This is a genomic window from Alterinioella sp. (genome assembly GCF_058343375.1).
This window is the reverse complement of sequence record NZ_JBTUJH010000092.1, coordinates 1-16,926: the sequence shown is the minus strand read 5'-3', so window position 1 is coordinate 16,926 and position 16,926 is coordinate 1. Positions and strand designations below refer to the sequence as shown.

The 16,926-nt window shown below is 59.3% G+C and carries 17 protein-coding genes and 2 pseudogenes; 15 read left to right on the top strand and 4 right to left on the bottom strand.

Features of this window, described 5'->3' with window-relative positions:
• Positions 1-45 precede the first annotated feature (45 nt).
• The 6 genes from ACW8PS_RS13200 to ACW8PS_RS13175 are packed head-to-tail and all read left to right on the top strand — an operon-like array spanning position 46 to position 6,390.
• Positions 46-1,344: a carbohydrate ABC transporter permease gene (locus ACW8PS_RS13200; RefSeq protein ID WP_491527944.1), complete on the top strand. Its 1,299-nt coding sequence runs from the start codon at positions 46-48 to the stop codon at positions 1,342-1,344.
• A complete protein-coding gene (locus tag ACW8PS_RS13195) occupies positions 1,341-2,168 on the top strand; it encodes a carbohydrate ABC transporter permease (protein ID WP_491527943.1) in 828 nt (275 codons plus the stop codon). Before ACW8PS_RS13200 ends, ACW8PS_RS13195 begins: the two co-directional genes overlap by 4 nt.
• Entirely contained in the window at positions 2,168-3,211 is a 1,044-nt protein-coding gene (locus ACW8PS_RS13190) for an ABC transporter ATP-binding protein (RefSeq protein ID WP_491527942.1), read from the top strand. The genes ACW8PS_RS13195 and ACW8PS_RS13190 overlap by 1 nt, the downstream gene beginning before the upstream one ends.
• A complete protein-coding gene (locus ACW8PS_RS13185) occupies positions 3,211-4,623 on the top strand; it encodes a glycerophosphodiester phosphodiesterase (protein ID WP_491527941.1) in 1,413 nt (470 codons plus the stop codon). Before ACW8PS_RS13190 ends, ACW8PS_RS13185 begins: the two co-directional genes overlap by 1 nt.
• A complete protein-coding gene (locus ACW8PS_RS13180) occupies positions 4,620-5,636 on the top strand; it encodes a LacI family DNA-binding transcriptional regulator (RefSeq protein ID WP_491527939.1) in 1,017 nt (338 codons plus the stop codon). The genes ACW8PS_RS13185 and ACW8PS_RS13180 overlap by 4 nt, the downstream gene beginning before the upstream one ends.
• On the top strand, positions 5,626-6,390 hold the full coding sequence (locus ACW8PS_RS13175; RefSeq protein ID WP_491527937.1) for an inositol monophosphatase family protein: 765 nt from the start codon (positions 5,626-5,628) through the stop codon (positions 6,388-6,390). Before ACW8PS_RS13180 ends, ACW8PS_RS13175 begins: the two co-directional genes overlap by 11 nt.
• A gap of 15 nt (positions 6,391-6,405) precedes the next feature.
• Here the strand turns inward: ACW8PS_RS13175 and ACW8PS_RS13170 are convergent, their stop codons facing one another.
• A complete protein-coding gene (locus ACW8PS_RS13170; protein ID WP_491527935.1) occupies positions 6,406-6,729 on the bottom strand; it encodes a hypothetical protein in 324 nt (107 codons plus the stop codon).
• Positions 6,730-6,937: 208 nt separating this feature from the next.
• Between ACW8PS_RS13170 and ACW8PS_RS13165 the strand changes: the two genes are divergently transcribed.
• Together ACW8PS_RS13165 and ACW8PS_RS13160 are read left to right on the top strand one after the other, a co-directional pair.
• A complete protein-coding gene (locus tag ACW8PS_RS13165) occupies positions 6,938-7,450 on the top strand; it encodes an RNA polymerase sigma factor (protein WP_491527934.1) in 513 nt (170 codons plus the stop codon).
• A 116-nt stretch (positions 7,451-7,566) separates the two neighbouring features.
• On the top strand, positions 7,567-8,175 hold the full coding sequence (locus ACW8PS_RS13160; protein ID WP_491527932.1) for a hypothetical protein: 609 nt from the start codon (positions 7,567-7,569) through the stop codon (positions 8,173-8,175).
• On the opposite strand, the gene ACW8PS_RS13155 is transcribed toward ACW8PS_RS13160, so the two are convergent.
• The 3 genes and pseudogenes from ACW8PS_RS13155 to ACW8PS_RS13145 form a co-directional block, all read right to left on the bottom strand.
• Positions 8,172-8,876 (bottom strand): c-type cytochrome, encoded by a 705-nt coding sequence (locus tag ACW8PS_RS13155; RefSeq protein ID WP_491527931.1) that lies wholly within the window; start codon positions 8,874-8,876, stop codon positions 8,172-8,174. The two genes, ACW8PS_RS13160 and ACW8PS_RS13155, sit on opposite strands and share 4 nt — an antisense overlap.
• An 82-nt stretch (positions 8,877-8,958) precedes the next feature.
• A complete protein-coding gene (locus tag ACW8PS_RS13150; protein ID WP_491527929.1) occupies positions 8,959-10,242 on the bottom strand; it encodes a sulfite oxidase in 1,284 nt (427 codons plus the stop codon).
• Between the two features lie 131 nt (positions 10,243-10,373).
• Positions 10,374-10,571, bottom strand: a pseudogene (locus ACW8PS_RS13145) (ATPase); the annotation flags it as partial.
• 254 nt (positions 10,572-10,825) lie between these two features.
• Between ACW8PS_RS13145 and ACW8PS_RS13140 the strand changes: the two are divergent.
• The 7 genes and pseudogenes from ACW8PS_RS13140 to ACW8PS_RS13110 all read left to right on the top strand — a co-directional run.
• Positions 10,826-11,704 carry a LysR family transcriptional regulator gene (locus ACW8PS_RS13140; RefSeq protein ID WP_491527927.1) on the top strand — a complete coding sequence of 293 codons (879 nt, stop codon included), beginning with the start codon at positions 10,826-10,828 and terminating at the stop codon, positions 11,702-11,704.
• 114 nt (positions 11,705-11,818) lie between these two features.
• The gene (locus ACW8PS_RS13135; RefSeq protein WP_491527982.1) at positions 11,819-12,646 is read left to right on the top strand and encodes a putative hydro-lyase; all 828 of its coding nucleotides are present in this window, start codon (positions 11,819-11,821) and stop codon (positions 12,644-12,646) included.
• Positions 12,647-12,648: 2 nt separating this feature from the next.
• Positions 12,649-13,680: a TRAP transporter substrate-binding protein gene (locus tag ACW8PS_RS13130; RefSeq protein WP_491527925.1), complete on the top strand. Its 1,032-nt coding sequence runs from the start codon at positions 12,649-12,651 to the stop codon at positions 13,678-13,680.
• A gap of 26 nt (positions 13,681-13,706) precedes the next feature.
• Positions 13,707-14,255, top strand: coding sequence for a TRAP transporter small permease subunit (locus ACW8PS_RS13125; protein ID WP_491527924.1), 549 nt, complete (start codon positions 13,707-13,709; stop codon positions 14,253-14,255).
• Positions 14,252-15,535 carry a TRAP transporter large permease gene (locus ACW8PS_RS13120; RefSeq protein WP_491527923.1) on the top strand — a complete coding sequence of 428 codons (1,284 nt, stop codon included), beginning with the start codon at positions 14,252-14,254 and terminating at the stop codon, positions 15,533-15,535. Before ACW8PS_RS13125 ends, ACW8PS_RS13120 begins: the two co-directional genes overlap by 4 nt.
• Positions 15,536-15,768: 233 nt before the next feature.
• The gene (locus ACW8PS_RS13115) at positions 15,769-16,422 is read left to right on the top strand and encodes a DUF2848 domain-containing protein (protein WP_491527922.1); all 654 of its coding nucleotides are present in this window, start codon (positions 15,769-15,771) and stop codon (positions 16,420-16,422) included.
• Positions 16,423-16,695: 273 nt separating this feature from the next.
• Positions 16,696-16,926 (top strand): annotated as a pseudogene (locus tag ACW8PS_RS13110) (IS481 family transposase); the annotation flags it as partial.

The window sequence follows — 16,926 nt, the reverse complement described above, 5'->3', positions numbered from 1 at the left end:
CGTCAATTCAACGCCCCGCCACACCGCTTCCGGAGGACCCCGAATATGAGAGCCCGCCTTCTAGGCATCGGATTTCTGGTGCCTGCGCTTGTCGCTGTAACCTTGTTTTTTCTGCTGCCTGTCCTGATTACCGTCATGTTTTCCTTTACCAATATGTCCACTTCGACGGGCATTCTTGGCGGCGAATACATGATCTCGCAAACCCAATTGCGCGATCTTGCATCGGCGGGGGTCGGTGACGAGACGGTGGAACAACTGGAATCGGCCGGATATGAGATTACCGAAGCCGGGCTGGTCCTGATGGCCGAGCAATTCGGCCAGGATCGCGCCGATGAACTGCGCGAGGATTATTTTGGCGAAACCTTCACCAGACAGCGCGACCTCGAACGGGTCTTGCGCAATCTTGACAGCGAACCGATGCGGCGCACCCGCGAACGCAAGGCAGCGGCCGATCTTTTTGCTGTGACCATCGTGGGGGAACGCTTTGCCACCGAGGAAGAGTTTCGCGCCGCAATCACCGCCACCGGAATCGACCCGGTTGATCATGATGCGCTGACCACGGCGGCCTATACCGGCTGGACCTGGACCACCGACAATTTTTCGCTGCTGTTCGAACTGCCCTCGACCCTGCGCTACGCCCTGAACACGGGGTTTTATGTGGTCTGCACATTGGCCTTCAATGTCCTCTTTGGGTTGTTTCTGGCCATCTCGACCTTCTATCTGCCGCAAAAACTGGCCAATACATTTCGCGCCATCTGGTTCCTGCCGCGGATTTTGCCGCCGGTGATGTATGTGTTGATGTGGAACTGGTTCACCTGGGATAACGGCTTTATTGCCACAGTTACCGGTTGGTTCGGCGTGGCTCAGCAAAACTGGATGATGCAGACGCCGACCCATGCCTGGACGGTTGTCATTCTGATCAATGGTTTTGTCGGCGCGTCGTTGGGAATGATCCTGTTTTCATCGGCGATCAAGGCGATCCCTACTGAAATGCTCTATGCGTCCGAGGTCGATGGTGCAAATCGCTGGCAACAGGTGCGCCATATCATCCTGCCGCAAATGCGCTGGCCGATCCTGTTCATCACCTCCTATCAGACGCTCAGCCTGCTGACCTCGTTTGAATATATCTTGCTGGCCACCGATGGCGGGCCGGGACGGAGCACCGAGGTTTGGGCGCTGGCTGCCTATCACACCGCGCTGAACAATTACGGCGGCAATCTGGAATACGGATTTGGCGCGGCCTATGCGCTGGTTCTGGTGATCATCGGCATCATCCTGAGCGCGCTGTATCTGAGGTTTTTCAACTTCAAGGAGCTTGTCTCCAAGCCGAGGATCGAACAATGACCGGACATTCCCGTATCTGGCATCTGGTGGCGATCCTGACGCTGTTTTCGCTGCCGCTGCTCATAATGTATATCTTCCAGGTGGTCGAAAGCGTTGCGCAACCCGAGCCCGGTTCGCTGATTCCCGGCGAGTTCAACCTGCAAAACTGGCGCTTCTTGTGGGAGAGCATTGACGCCGGGCGCCCCTCGATCTGGCGGGTGACTTTCAACACCTTCGTGTTCGCCTCCTCGACGGCGGTGGCGGTCTGTTCCTTGTCGGTGACGGCAGGCTATGCGCTGTCGCGGCTCAACCTGCCGGCGCGGCCTGTTTTTCTGGGCGGGCTGATCATGCTGCACGCCTTTCCCACCATCACGCTGATCATCGCGATCTTTATCACGCTCCAGTTCATGGGCCTGTATGACACGCTGACCGGCATCATCCTGGTCAAGGCGGCGCTGGAACTGCCTTTTGGCATCTGGATCATGAAAGGGTTCTACGACACCGTCCCCTGGGAAATCGAGATGGCGGGGGTGCAGGACGGGGCCAGCCGGTTCCGGGTGTGGTGGGAACTGGTCCTGCCACAGGTAAAGCCGGGCCTGGCGGCGCTTTTGATCATCTCGTTCCTGTCTGGCTGGTCGGAATTCGTGCTGCCGCTTGTTCTGGCCCCCGGGTCGGGTGCGCAGGTGCTGGCCACCTATATGAACGCGGTCATCTCGGATGACACGACACTTGATTTCGGCCTCTTCAAGGCCATCGGCATGTTCTATTCGATGCCGGTAATTCTGGTCTACCTGCTGTTCCAGAAACAGCTGATGAACATTTATGGCGGAGGCACTAAGGGCTGATGGAACTGAAGCTTACCAAATTCACCAAACGGTTCGGCGGACTTGCGGTGATCGACCAGTTGGACCTGACGATCAACAGCGGCGAGATGATGGCGTTGCTCGGTCCCTCGGGTTGCGGCAAGTCGACGACGCTGTTCGCGATTTGCGGGATCCACAAGATGGATGGTGGCACGCTGCATTTTGGCGATGAGGACGTCACCCGCCTGCCGGCGCAGCAAAGACCGGTCGGGGTGGTCTTTCAGAACTATGCGCTCTACCCGCATATGACCGTGGCCGAAAATATTGCCTTCCCGCTCAAGGTGCAGCGCAAATCGAAATCCGTGATCAAGGACGAAGTTGGCCGTATGGCCGAGCTCGTGCATATCTCCAACCTGCTGGACCGGCGCCCGGCGCAGCTTTCGGGTGGTCAGCAGCAACGTGTGGCCCTGGCGCGCGCGATGGTGCGCAAACCTGATATCCTGTTGCTGGATGAACCGCTGGCCAATCTCGACGCCAAGCTGCGCCTCGAGATGCGATCGGAGATCCGCCGGATTCAGCGTGAAACAGGCATCACCGCCATCCTGGTGACCCATGATCAGGTCGAAGCCATGTCAATGTGTGACCGCATTGCCTTGATGAAAGAGGGCAAGATCGTCCAGCTCGACACGCCGATGGGCATGTATACCAACCCGGCTGACCAGTTTGTTGCGGGCTTTCTTGGCAATCCACCGATCTCGTTCATAGCGGCCAAAGCCGGTGCGACCCTTGACCTTGGGCATGGTTTGCAGATTGCCCGCCCTGCCGGTTTCAGCGCGCAGGGCCAGGTGACACTTGGCATTCGGCCGGAACATTTCGGGCCGCAATTCGGAACCGGGATCGAGGGGGAAATTGTCTTCCTTGAGCCGCAGGGGCGCGAGGAGCTTGTTGATATCCGGCTTGCCTCCGGGGCCACGTTGCGCGCGATTTTGCCTTCGGGCGAAGGCTATAGCCTTGGGCAAACCGTGAATTGGGGCATTCAGCTCGACAGTATCCTTGCGTTTTCCGCAAGTGGCGAGCGCCTTTGATGGATCAACCGCTGCCACCACGCCCCTATTCCATCGCGCATCGCGGTGCCTCGGCCTATGCGCCCGAAAATACGCTGGCGGCCTTTCGCAAGGCAGCGGCCCTTGGTGCCGATATGTGGGAGGTTGATATCCGCATGAGCGGTGACGGTGCGGTCGTGGTCTTCCATGATGCAGCCCTTGCGGATGGTCGCCTGGTTGTGGATTTGTCCGTGGCAGAGCTGCTGGCCGCCAGGCCAGACATGCCGCATCTTGAGGAAGTTCTGGCGCTGGCCGCCGAACTCGGGGCCGGAATATATGCCGATATCAAGGATCTGGACGCCTGTTTGCCAACCCTGGATGGTCTGAAATCCCATGGTATCGAATTGGCCATCATCGGCGCGTTTCACACCGATGTGGTTGCGATCCTGAGGGCGGCAAACTGCCCCTATCCGATATCGGCGCTGGTCCCGATCGGGGCTGACCCGCATCAATATGCCCCGCATGCAGATGTGATCCATCTGTGTTGGGAACATATGGACCGCCCCCAGGACGCCTTGACGCCAGCCCTGTTTCAGCGCGCATTCGCCAATGGCCAGCGCGTGGCGCTTTGGCATGAAGAAGATCCGGCACGCATGGCGGCAATCCGCGCCAAACCGGTGACCGGCATCTGCTCGGACAGGCCCGAGCTGGTGAACCCGTTTCAGCCCCCAAGCGCATGGCCTGTCGGCGTGGTATGCCACCGGGGCGCGAACAAGATCGCGCCTGAAAACACGCTGCCAGCATTGGAATGCGCACTGGCGGCAGGGTTCAGCCATATCGAGGTAGACCTGCATATCACCGCCGATGGCGAAATTGTGGTGATGCATGACCCGACGCTGGAACGCACCACCAATGGCACCGGCCCAATCACCAAAAAAACCATGGCCGAATTACGGGCGCTGGATGCCGGAAGCTGGTTTGAGCCGTTTTTTGCAGGCATCCAATTGCCCACGCTTGACGAAGTTCTGAGCCTTGTCGCGCGCTATGACGGCCAGATTTACCTGGAGCTCAAATCCGCCCCCGGTGCCCCGGTCTGGTCACGTGTCGTGGCGGCTGGCCTGCAGAAACGCTGCTTCTTCTGGTCGTTCAATCGCGATCTCCTGACCGAATTGCGCGCCCTGACGGATGCGGCCACGATCATGGCGCGGCGCCAGGATTACCCGAGCCTTCAGGATGCGATCCAGGATTACGATGCCAGCCTGATCGAATTCTTGCCGCAGGACGACCCGTTCGAGATGGCGGCGCTGCGGGGCAGCCCGATCACCTCGATGGTGGCCTATGGGGGGCAAGAACCGGATATCTTTGCCCGGCTGGTTAAGCTGCGCCCGGATCTGGTCAATCTTGATCAACCATTCGCCTTCGGGCGGTATCTTGCGGGTCAATATTCGGCATGACAAATGGCCCCAAGCGCAAACCAACCTCATTTGACGTGGCCCGCCTTGTTGGTGTGTCGCGCTCGGCGGTGTCGCGTGCCTACACGCCCGGAGCGGATATTGCCGAAGAGACCCGTGAAAAGATTCTGAAGGCGGGGGCCGAGTTGGGATATCGGGTGAATTCGCTGGCGCGCGGGCTGCAGGGTCGGCATTCGGGAATTGTTGGTCTGGTGGCGTCGCGCCTTGACACCCCATTGCGGGCCCGACAGGTCCGTCTGCTGGCGCAGGCGCTGATCCGCGAGGGGTTCCGGCCGATGTTGCTGACGGCAGAAAAACCCGACGAGGTCGGCGGGCTGATCGATTCTCTGCTCGGGTATTCGGTGGCCGGGATGATCGTCACCTCAGGCACGCCGCCGCGCGCCCTGATCGAGGATTGTGGCCGTCTTGGTCTGCCTGTGGTGCTGATCAACCGCGCCGGTGTGACCAGTTGGGGGGACAGGATCATCGCGGATGTCGACAAGGCCGGTCAGATTGCCTTTGAGATGTTGCAGAAATCCGGGGCGACCCGAATGGGCTGCTTGCTGCCACGAATTGAAACATTCTCGGTCTCGGGTCGGATCAAGGCCTTTGTTGAACGGGCCAAAGCATCCGGTTTGCCTTGTGAAATGCTGAGCGCCGCCGATCAGGGATATGCGGATGCCCGCAGCGCAATTGCTGAACAAGGCGGCGCTGTGGCCCGGATTGACGGGCTGTTTTGCGCCACGGACCTGATGGCGATGGGCACGCTTGACGCCTTGCGGCTGGATCTGGGCCTGCGGGTGCCGGATGACATTCAGGTGGTTGGGTTCGACGATATCGAACAGGCCTCCTGGGGGGCCTATGACCTGTCGACCATTCGTCAGGATCTGAACGAGCAATGCGATCACGCCATGACGCTTCTTCTTGAGCGAATGCGCGATATCAACATGCCGATCCGCACATTGAATCAAACGCTTGCAGCAGTTTACCGGAGTACCACAAAAAATGCCCGCTGATCGCCTGTCCTTTGCAATAACCATCGCTGAAGAGGCTGGCAGGCTGGCGCGTGACCTGCGCGCGGACCCATCCCGCCTTGAGGTCAGCATCAAGGGTCCGATGGATCTGGTGACAGCTGCGGATCACAAAGTCGAGGCGCTTTTGCGCAAACGCATCACGGATGCCTATCCCGGTGCGGCCATATTGGGAGAGGAGCAAGGGCGACAGGGGGACGGGCACGCCTGCTGGATCGTTGATCCGATTGACGGCACGGTGAATTTTGCCCGGGGAATGCCGGAATGGGCCATATCGATTGCCTATTTTGACGGCGAGGCGCTGACGCATGGCGTCATCCACGCGCCGGATCTGGGATTGACCGCCAGCGCATGGATTGGCGGCGAGGCCCGGCTGAATGGGACGGTGATCGACCTGCATCAGCGCGAAGTTCCGCTTAGCCCGATGGTCGCACTTGGGTATTCGTCGCATGGCCAGCTTTCAGACTATCTGGACCGGATCGAGAAATTGCTGGCCGAGGGGATCGAGCATCGCCGCCATGGTGCCGCGACGATCGGGTTTCTGGGCGTTCTTGCCGGTTGGTTTGACGCCTATCACGAGCAGGTGCTCAATATCTGGGATGCGGCTGCGGGGCTGGTTCTGATCGAGGCCGCAGGCGGTGTATCGCGCCATGATCCGCTGGACAGTTTTCTTGTTCGGCCTTCAAAAGTTTTTGCCGAAACGGGTAAAGTCATTGGTTTGTCAGACATATTGGGCTAGAACCCGGGCGCTCGATCAGACTTGGGTGCGATCCGAGATGAAGAGAGCCCCAAAAGTGAGCGAACCGATCTGATCCTGTGTCTGCTTGACATCGCTTGTGTCGCTGCCTTGCTGATCTGGGCCGTCAGGCTGCTGCACACAGGCGTTGAACGCGGCTTTTCCAGGCATCTGCGCCAGTGGCATCGGCATTTGGCCTTGATCGGGCTGCGGGCCTGGTATCCTGTCCGACGCCTCCAGAATGCCCGGCCATGCTTCGGGGTGGCGCGCCGCCATGGCCGCGAGATGAAACCGTGATAGAGTTTGCCACCCTGCGAATTGTCGCCCCAAGATGTGACGCATTCATGGGCACCCCCGTTCTCTAGAGCGCGTCGCGCCTGATCGGATTCGAGCATTCATCACCCGGACCGAGGCAGCGTTCGCGCAATCGAATGTGTTCGGGTCGGCCGGTGAATTCGATTTGGCGCGACGCGCTCTAAAAAACTGAGATTTCACGCCTCCCGATGAGACAATGCTTTGACCGCCGGTTCGTTTCACAGCAATATCACGCATGGCATTGGAGACGACACTTACCAAACTGATACCCGAACTTCGGGCTTACGCAACTTCGCTCGCTGCTGATCGGACGGCGGCCGAGGATGTGGTTCAGGATGCCTTGGAACGCGCATTGAAATCGCGAAACTGCCCAAAGCAGATCAATGATCTGCGGCCCTGGATGTTCCGGACGATCCGCAACCTGTATTATGATGAATTACGAAAACTTCGGGTCCGTCGGGAATATGCAGAGCGGGAGGGACGTTTTTCTACTGAGGGCAATGCAGTAAAGGATCCTGCCCAGGATGTTTTGGTCCGAATGGCATTTGATCGCCTGCCGGCCGAGAAAAAAGAGGTTTTGGTTCTTGTGGATGTAATGGGGTTGAAATATGCCGAGGCCGCCGATGTCATGGGCGTTGCTATTGGGACAGTCATGAGCCGTGTCAGCCGTGCCCGTCGGGCCCTTCTCATGGTCGTCGATGATGGTCGTGTCGAACCCGTAAAGCGTGTTGGATCAACAAAAAAATGAGACTCTCTGATCGAGAATTCGAGCTGCTCAGCGCGTTTCATGACGGTGAGCTTCCCCCCCAGGCCGCCAAAGCCCTGGCTGCTCGGTTGGCGGTTGAACCGGCGCTGAGGGATGCGTTGGATGATATCCGCTCAGTGTCAGCGGCGCTGCGGCCCCTGCGGCCCGAGCTGGATATCGGCCCGGAAAAAACGGACATGCGGGCGTGGCGCAGCTTGTCCATCGCCGCATCGCTGGCGTTTTTCCTGCTGGCCGCCGCCAGCGTGTTCTGGGCGTTTTCTGAACCTGCCGTTACTCCCTTGTCCCAGCATCGCGAGTTTCTGTCCCGGTCATACCCGGCCAGTTCGGTTTCCGAATTACAGCCTGTATCGTGGCTGGTGAATGGCACACCTGACCTGTCTGCCGCAAACCTGCGCCTGGTCGATATTGCCGCCTTCGAAGATAGCGGAATGTATTTTCACTATACCGGCGTCAACGGCTGCCGACTAACGGTGGGCGTCCATGGGCAAACACCACCCGTCACGCCAGTCAGCGCAACAGCGATGATCCATATCTGGACGATGAACGAAATCTACTACTCGATGATTGCTGATCGAATGGATGTTGGGAAATTCGAAGCGATCCGCGTCCTCCTGGAGCTTTGGGCGACGCCCGCAGGGCCGGATGAAACCACCATCCTTGCCCTGCGGGACGCGACCAGTTCGGCACAGGCCTGCGGCCAGGCTTAACGGCTCGGGAAGTTGGGCCGGTCGATATTGTAGTTCTCGGCCAGGTAATCGAGGATGATATTCCGCTCATCGGGTTCGATTTCATACATGCCCTGTTCTTCGATCATCCAATCCAGCATATAATCCCAATCTTCGCGGGAATTGCCTTGCTGGACGACGAGCATTTCGGAATGGCATGCCGTGCAGGCGTAGAAGGTTGCCTCGACCCCTTCGGCCAGGACCATCAGCCCGAAATCACCCTGAACAGCGGCGCTGTCTTCTGGCTCGCTCGCCGAGCCGTTGCCAAAATCCTGCGGCGCGTCGCTCTGTGCGTTCAGATAGGCAATGATTGCGGCCCGATCTTCCGGCTCATCGAGACCGCGAAAGCTCATTCGGGTGCCGGGCGCGAAATCGCGCGGATTTTCCAAAAAGGCGCTGAGGCGTTCGGTAGTCCAGCTGTCATCCAGCTCCTGCAAGGCGCTGGAATAGCGGAAACCATCGACGCTGGCGATAGGGCTGCCCAGGACGCCATACAGGTTCGGGCCGACGCGGTTCGCCCCGCCATTGTCGACAGTGTGGCAGGCGCTGCATTGCCGGAAGATGTTCTCGCCCGTCTCGACGCTGGCCGCAGCGAGAAGCTCCTCGATACTTTGTGCCTCACCACTATCTGCAGTTAATGTGGCGAAAAACAGGGCAGCGCTGCCCCACAAAATGGACCGCATTCGGACCTCCTGATTGTGTTGGAATACCTTTTTGGCAGCGGCCGCTCAAAGAACGAGGCCGCTGCCCTTGGATTGGGTGTGATCAGCTTACCATCAGCCCGACGCGGTGCATCGTGTTGTTCAGATACCCTTTGGGGTTCCAGTCTATGGCAAAGGGCTGCATATCGCCGCCGCTATCGGTGGCGCGTGCCCAGACTTCGTAATAGCCGGCCACCGGGAAGGTCACGTTTGTGCGCCAGTTCTGCCAGGCCCCGTCATTGACCGGAGCGTCAAGCTCGGCCTCCTGCCAGGTGGCTCCGAAATCGATCGATATATCCATCCGATCAATCGTGCGGTCGCCCGACCAGGCGTGCCCCCGCACTTCGGTCTGCATGCCCGATGCCGCACCATTGGCCGGGTAGGTGACAAGCGATTTCACCGGCATCTGCTCGATGATCACGAAATCCTCTTCCGGCACATCCGTGCCCGGTGCCACCGGATAGGCTGGCACGCGATAGGATCTGCCGGTCATCTTGGCACCGTCATGCACGACATCGCGCAGCTCAATCCGGTTCAACCACTTTTGCGAACACGAGCCCGGCCAACCCGGCACCACCAGGCGAAGCGGGGCCCCGTTCATCGGGTGAAGATCGGCACCGTTCATCCCGAATGCAATCAGGATATTGTCGGTCATTGCCTTGGCGATCGGCACACCGCGCGAGAGCGGGGTCCGATCTGGGTCACCCGAGAGATGCGTGTCTGTGCCATAATGGGCGGTATAGATCACGTTCGACTGCACGCCGGCACGTTCCAGAACATCCTTGAGCCGCACGCCTGTCCACTCCGAACACGCCACCGCACCATAGGTCCACTGGTTGCCGCTGGCCGGAGGATCGAAGAACGCCCGACCGTTTCCGCCGCATTCGATGGCCAGCGCCGCGGTGACGACCTCGAATTCGTTCTGCAGGTCCGCGATGCTCAACTCCAACGGGTTGTCGACGAAGCCATCGATCGTCAAAGTCCAGCCTTCAGCATCCATGTCGTCGGGCAGAAGGCCATTGTTGCGAATGAAATGGCGCGCGGTCGGCGTGATCGCGTCGTCCAGATATTCGGGCAGAGTTTCGGCATTGACCGGGCGATCATTGAGCAGGGCCAGCCCGTCCTTGCCATCCAGCGGAGCCCCCTGCGCATAGGCCGCCGGAACAAAGCCGAGCGGAATGTTGGCATGAAATGGCACGGCGAGGCCAAACACCGTCAATCCTGCGCCTTTCAAAAAACGCCTGCGTCCACCGCCGACATCTTCTGCTTCGCTGGTCAAACTTTCCTGACTGACCTCTCCGCTGAGTTCCTCGTGAATGCCGGTTCCGTCATGATCTTCCGCTGACATAGACTGTCCTCCCTTGTTCGCGTCCGTGACTGTGTGACATATCAACGCGCCGGGTGGCCGGTTTATTCCATCTGCAAAAGACGTCGCCTCCAATATCGCACAGGAGCCACCTCAAGCATGAGACAAGAGGGCAGTTCCCCGGCCAATGGCAGCCTGGCGATTGTCATCTGGTATTTGACAGAGCGCGCCGGCTTCTCCGATATTTCTGCTGTCTGCCAGGTCACCGATGATCTGTTGCGGCTCGTGCTGTCCTTTGACAGCGCTGGGGATGATCTCATGCCCTGGAGCTTCAGTTTCCCCACCGCGTCGAGCAGGTCTGGGTGCTCCATCTGCTTGTCTCCTTATAGCGCGTCGCGCCTGATCGGATTCGAGTATTCACCGGCCGGACCGAGGCAGCGTTCGCGCAATCGAATGCGTTCGGGTCGGCCGGTGAATTCGATTTGGCGCGACGCGCTCTGAAAATGGGGTATTACCGGTCAAGGTTGCTCTTTTGCTGTTTGCGACCTTGAATCACAAATCACCCCGTTTGTGAATCCTGAACGTCAACAGGCCCTGGACTGTTGATCAAATATTTGGACTGTCCATGACCTTCGACCAAATTCGTACCTTCCTGTGGGTCGCCCGTCTGGGCGGGTTTCGCAAAGCGGCGGATCGGCTGTTTCTCTCACAGCCTGCCGTCTCGACCCGGATAGCAAACCTGGAACGGGAATTGCGAGTGTCGCTGTTTGAGCGCGGCGCAGGGAGCCTGGTGCTGACAAAACACGGAATGCTTCTGCTGACTTATGCCGAACAGATGCTGTTCGTCGAGGAAGAGATAATGCAACGCGTGGCCAACCCGGCAGAGACCGAAGGGTTGTTCAGAGTCGGTGCCTCCGAGACGATAGCCCAATCCTGGCTGCCGCAGTTTCTCAAGGCCTTCAGTGAACATTATCCGCGCGTCAATTTTGACCTGACTGTCGATATTTCCCTCAATCTGCGGGCCGCTATTCTGGAGCGCCGGATCGACCTTGCCTTTCTGATGGGTCCGGTTTCGGAATTCTCGGTCGAGAACATTGATCTGCCTCCCTTCGACCTGCATTGGTACCGATCCTCTGGCAACGAACAGACCGATCTGGCGAAAATCCCGGTCATCTCTTATTCAAGCCAGACCCGACCCTACCGCGAATTGATGTCGGAATTGTCGCATAGGGTTGGCCCCAAAATGCGCGTGTTCTCATCGGCCTCGCTATCGGCCAGCCTCAAGATGATCGCTGCGGGAATAGCGGTTGGCCCATACCCGCGCGCATTGGCCCATGACCTTCTTGCGGCGGGCCAGATCGTCGAGTTTGACCCGGGTATCTGCCTGCAGCCGCTCCAGTTCACAGCTTCTTATCTTTCGGAACCGCGCAGTTTTCTTGTTGAAACCGGAGCTGAAATCGCTCGGGACACAGCCCTGAAATGGGATCGGGCCCATAGCACATAGTTTCAATAATTCTATCACTTCCGATGTATAATGATAATTTGCGTGGATGATACCTGATATGTGAAGCTTGCTCTGGACAAGAGAAGGCTATTCAAGTTGCAATTGGGTCAGATCATGCATGCCGAATTGCGGGGCAAATCCGTGGCCGATGCCCGCGCCGCCATCAGGGCCGGCATCTTTACCGGACATACCGCAGGGCTGGCCAAGGGCAAGCTTCAGTGCAACTTCGCGATCCTGCCCGAACGTTATGCGCTCGATTTCCTGCGGTTCTGCCAGCGCAACCCCAAGCCCTGTCCGCTGGTGGGCGTCAGTGACACTGGCGATCCTTTCCTGCCAACCCTCGGAGCAGACATCGACATCCGAACCGACGCCCCGAAATACCGGGTCTTTCTGGACGGCGAGCTTAGCGATGAGGTCACCGATATTTCAGATCTCTGGACGGATGACCTGGTTACCGTCGCTCTTGGGTGCTCATTTACCTTCGAAAACGCGCTGATTCGTCACGGCATTGCTGTGCGTCACGTCGAATTGGGTCGCAACGTGCCCATGTTCAGGTCGTCCATCCCACTGGTGCCCGCCGGTCCTTTTGGCGGCCGGATGGTTGTCACGATGCGCCCGATCGAGGCGGCCAAGGTCGATCAGGCCGCCGAGATCAGCGGCCGCTATCCTCAGGCGCATGGCGCGCCGATCGCAAAGGGCGACCCGGCCCGGATCGGCATCGCTGACCTGTCCAAACCCGACTGGGGTGAGGCGGTCGATATGCGTGATGGCGAAGTGCCGGTCTACTGGGCCTGCGGCGTTACCCCCCAGAATGTTCTGCAGGCGGCACAGCTGCCGTTCTGCATCACGCATTCCCCCGGCCACATGCTCTTGTCCGATGTGGCAGAAGACGCTGAAACCACGATCCTAGATACCCAACAATCTGTTTCAACAAGGAGATGAACATGCGTAACTCACTCGCCATTCTTGCTGCGACCACCGTGCTGGCCGCTCCGGCCATGGCCGACACCCTTTCGGTGGTCGGCAGCTGGTCCAGCCTGCCGCTCTACAACCAGTACGAAGCGCCGTTCTGGTCCACCATCCTGCCCGAGGCCTCGGGCGGCGAAATCACGGTCGAGCTTACCACCCACAACCAGATGGGTCTCGGCCTGGGAGATATCTACCCGCTTCTGGGGCAGGGCGTTTATGACGTCGCCATGACCGTGGCCGACTATGCCGTCTCCGATGCGCCCGAACTCGAAGGTCTCGACGTTCCGCTGGTCGCCCTTACGGCGGACGAAGCGCGCGCAATGGTCGACGCGGCGCGCCCCATGGTCGAGGAAATTTTCCGCGACCGGTTCAACGCGCAGGTCCTGGCTGTCGCGCCCTATCCGCCGCAGGTCGTGTTCTGTAACCGCGAGATAAGCGGCCTTGACGACCTGGCCGGGCTAACGGTTCGGGCATCTGGCCGAATGACCGCCAAATTGCTCGAAGCACTGGGTGCCGAAGGCGTAAACATCTCTTTTTCCGAAGTCCCCGGAGCGCTGCAGAACGGCGTCGTGGATTGCGCCGTGACGGGTGCCGGTTCGGGCTACAGCGCTGGCTGGTGGGAGGTCTCGACCCATCTGCTGCCGATTCCGTTGGGCGGCTGGGACCCGGTCGTCACCGCGATGAATCTTGACCGCTGGAACGGGCTGAGCGCCGAAACACAAGCGTTGATCCAAGAGCAGATCGTTACGAATTTTGAAGACCCGGCATGGGCCAGCGCCCAAGGTGCGCTCGACAATGACATCGCCTGCCTGACCGGCACTGGCGAATGCAGTTCGGGAGATGCGCGCTCGATGACCCTGGTCGAGGTCTCGGACGCAGATTTCGCCCGGGCGCGCGACGTTCTGACAACTGTCGTTCTGCCGGAATGGGCAGAGCGCGCGGGTGGAGACTGGGCACAGCGTTGGAACGACAGTGTCGGTGCGATCGTCGGCGTTACGATTGAATAATCCACCAGCCTGAGGGGCGTGCCGACATGGAGCTGAAACTGATAGAGAGCCTGCGGGCCCTGAACAGAGGGGTGGCGATCCTCGTCGGCCTTGGGTTGCTGGGCAGCGCCGGGTTTGTCCTGCTCGATATCATTCTCAGGCAAGTCAGCACGTCCCTCGGCGGAACCGAAGAAATCGCAGGCTACGCAATGGCGCTTGCGACCTCATGGGGGATGTCGTTCACATTGATGGAACTCGGACATGTTCGGATCGATCTTTTGCGCAGCCGGTCAAACAGCTTTGTCCGGTCGCTTTTCGATATTTTCTCTATGATCGTCATGTCTGCGACCGTGGTCTTCATTGCGGTCAAGGCATGGCCAGTGGTCGCGCGATCACTGGCCAATGGCAGCCGCGCCAACACGCCGCTTGAGACCCCGCTTGCCTGGGTGCAGTTGCCGTGGTTTGCGGGCTGGGTCTGGTTCGCGATCGTGTCCTGCCTGGTCACGCTTGCAGCCCTCAGCCTGATCTTGAAGCGCCGCCACGCTGAGACCGAAGGTTTCATCGGTGCCTTTGGCGAACAGGATATGCTGCAATGATCGGCTCCATCGCTGTTGGCCTTCTGGGCCTTCTCACCGTGTCGATTCCAGTTGGTATTGTTCTGTTCCTTCTGGGCTTCGGTGTGGATCAGTTCTATTCAAACTTCCCGCTCAGCCGGGGTTTGGGAAACCTTGTCTGGTCATCCTCCAACTCGGCCACGCTGATTGCCATCCCGTTCTTCGTGCTCCTGGGCGAGATCCTTGTGCGCAGCGGCGTGGCCACACGAACCTATGCCGCGCTCGACCGCTGGGTGTCCTGGCTTCCGGGCGGGCTGGTGCATGCCAATATTGCGACCGCCACGATGTTTTCGGCCACTTCCGGGTCGTCTGTTGCGACCGCGGCAACCGTGGCCACCGTCGCCATGCCGCAGGCAGAGAAGCTCGGCTATGACCCCAAGCTTTTCTCCGGTGCAATCGCCGCGGGCGGCACTTTGGGCATCATGATCCCGCCCTCGATCAACCTGATCGTCTATGGCTTTCTCACCCAATCCTCGATCCCACAGCTTTTTCTTGCCGGTCTCATCCCCGGCCTGGCTTTGGCACTGATGTTCATGGGGATCACTGTGTTGATCTGTCTGATCCGCCCCGAACTGGGCGGCCTGCGTCGCACCTTTCCGATGGTTGTGATGATGCGGGCGCTGCTCGACCTTGTGCCGATCATCCTCCTCTTTGGCCTGATCGTCGGCTCGATCTATCGCGGCTGGGCCACGCCCACTGAGGCGGCGGCAGTCGGCGTGGCCGGAGCGCTGCTGATCGCGCTGGCCTTCGGGGGTGTCTCGATGTCGATGATGACGAAAAGTATCCTCGGAACGGTCAAGATCACTTCGATGATCATGCTGATCGTCGTCGGTGCATCCTTCCTGAACTTCACCCTCGCCTCTGCCGGTCTCGGCCGCGAACTCACGGCATTCATGACCGGCCTCGGCCTGACGCCGCTCAAGACGATCCTGGTGGTGGTCGCGCTCTACATCGTGCTGGGCTTTTTCATCGAAACACTTTCGCTCATGGTGGTCACGATCCCGATCATCGTGCCTCTGGTGGTCGAGCAGGGCTTTGACACGATTTGGTTCGGCATCCTGATGATCGTCCTGATCGAGATGGCGCTGATCACGCCACCGGTGGGGCTCAACCTCTATGTTGTCCAGGGCGCACGGAAATCCGGCACCTTGAGCGAAGTCATGTTGGGATCCATACCCTATGTCTGCATGATGCTTCTGATGGTGGCCCTGCTGATTGCCTTTCCCAATATAGCTCTATTCCTGCCGAACGCCCTGAACTGAACGAAATCAACCGAAACCGTGACAATGCTGGCGGAACTGCGCCCGCCTACAGGGGAGACAGGTCCGATGCGGCAATTCCGGGCAGAGCGCGGTGCCACCTTCACCGACATCGCATCCAGGGATCCCAACGGCGCGCTTCGGACCCACAAGCAATTGTCCGAGCCCCCCAGGCGGCGGTGGTTTTGGCCAAGACCGATTGACAGATTGGCGGAATGCAAAGGAGGAATCAGTTCATGAAATTCAAACTTGGTGAGGGCGAGTGTGACGTTTCGATCGACCAGCTGACCATCGCCGGGTGGACGGGCCGCGACACTGCGGCCATTGCCCATCACATCCAGGAACTGCAAGATATCGGCGTTACACCGCCCTCGGCGACCCCACTGTTCTACCGGGTGTCGCGCTCGCTGCTGGTCCAATCCGCAGATATCCAGGTCATCGGCACCGAGACCTCCGGCGAAGCCGAGCCGTTCCTGCTGCGCCATGGCGGCAGCCTCTGGCTCGGCCTCGCGTCCGACCACACCGACCGCCGGATGGAGGCTGCATCCGTTGCCGCGTCGAAACAGGCCTGCCCCAAGGTCTGCAGCGCTGATCTCTGGCCCTTTGCCGAGGTTGAAAGCCATCTGGACGAATTGCAGCTTCGCGCGTGGATCAGGGAAGATGGCGGTTGGCAACTTTACCAGGACGGCACGCTTGAGATGATCCTGCCCTTAGGGGTGCTGCTCGACCAGTCCCCGCTTGGCGAAAACGCCGCCATGCTCTGCGGCACTCTGCCCGCCATCGGCGCTATCCGCAGCGCAGAAGCGTTTCGCGCCATACTTCGGGATCCCGTGCTTGAGAGATCAATCACGATGGAATACAAAACGACATCGCTTCCAGAAGTAAAATAGAGGCGCTTGACCCTGACCTGCCCCCCAATGGACCTGTCGCGTTTTTGTTTTGTTCCGAGTGCTCATTCAGGCGGCCTTTCGTTCGAATACCAAGGGGTTTTTCCAGCCTATGTGTTCCATCCCGGACGATCACATATACCCTCGCCGTTCTGCATTTTTCATGGCACGTTTTGTTCTGAGGGACATTCGGGAGGGCGTGCAATGCTGATCCATCTTCATAGCCAGGCGACGTACCACTGACCGACAGGCGATTGCGTAGCAATCAGCCGAGAGGTGACACCAAAGATACGCGCGGAAATCCAAGCGAGCGATGAGCCTGCCTGGGTTCTGGCGGAGCGGTACGGCACGACCGAGCAGACGGTGTGGAAGTGGCGTAAGCGCGACGGCGTGCATGATCGCAGCCACACAGCGCATCGACTACAAACGACACTGACCCCTGCACAGGAGGCCGTCGCGGTTGCCCTGCGCAAGACGCTGCTTGTGTCGTTGGATGATCTGCTGGCC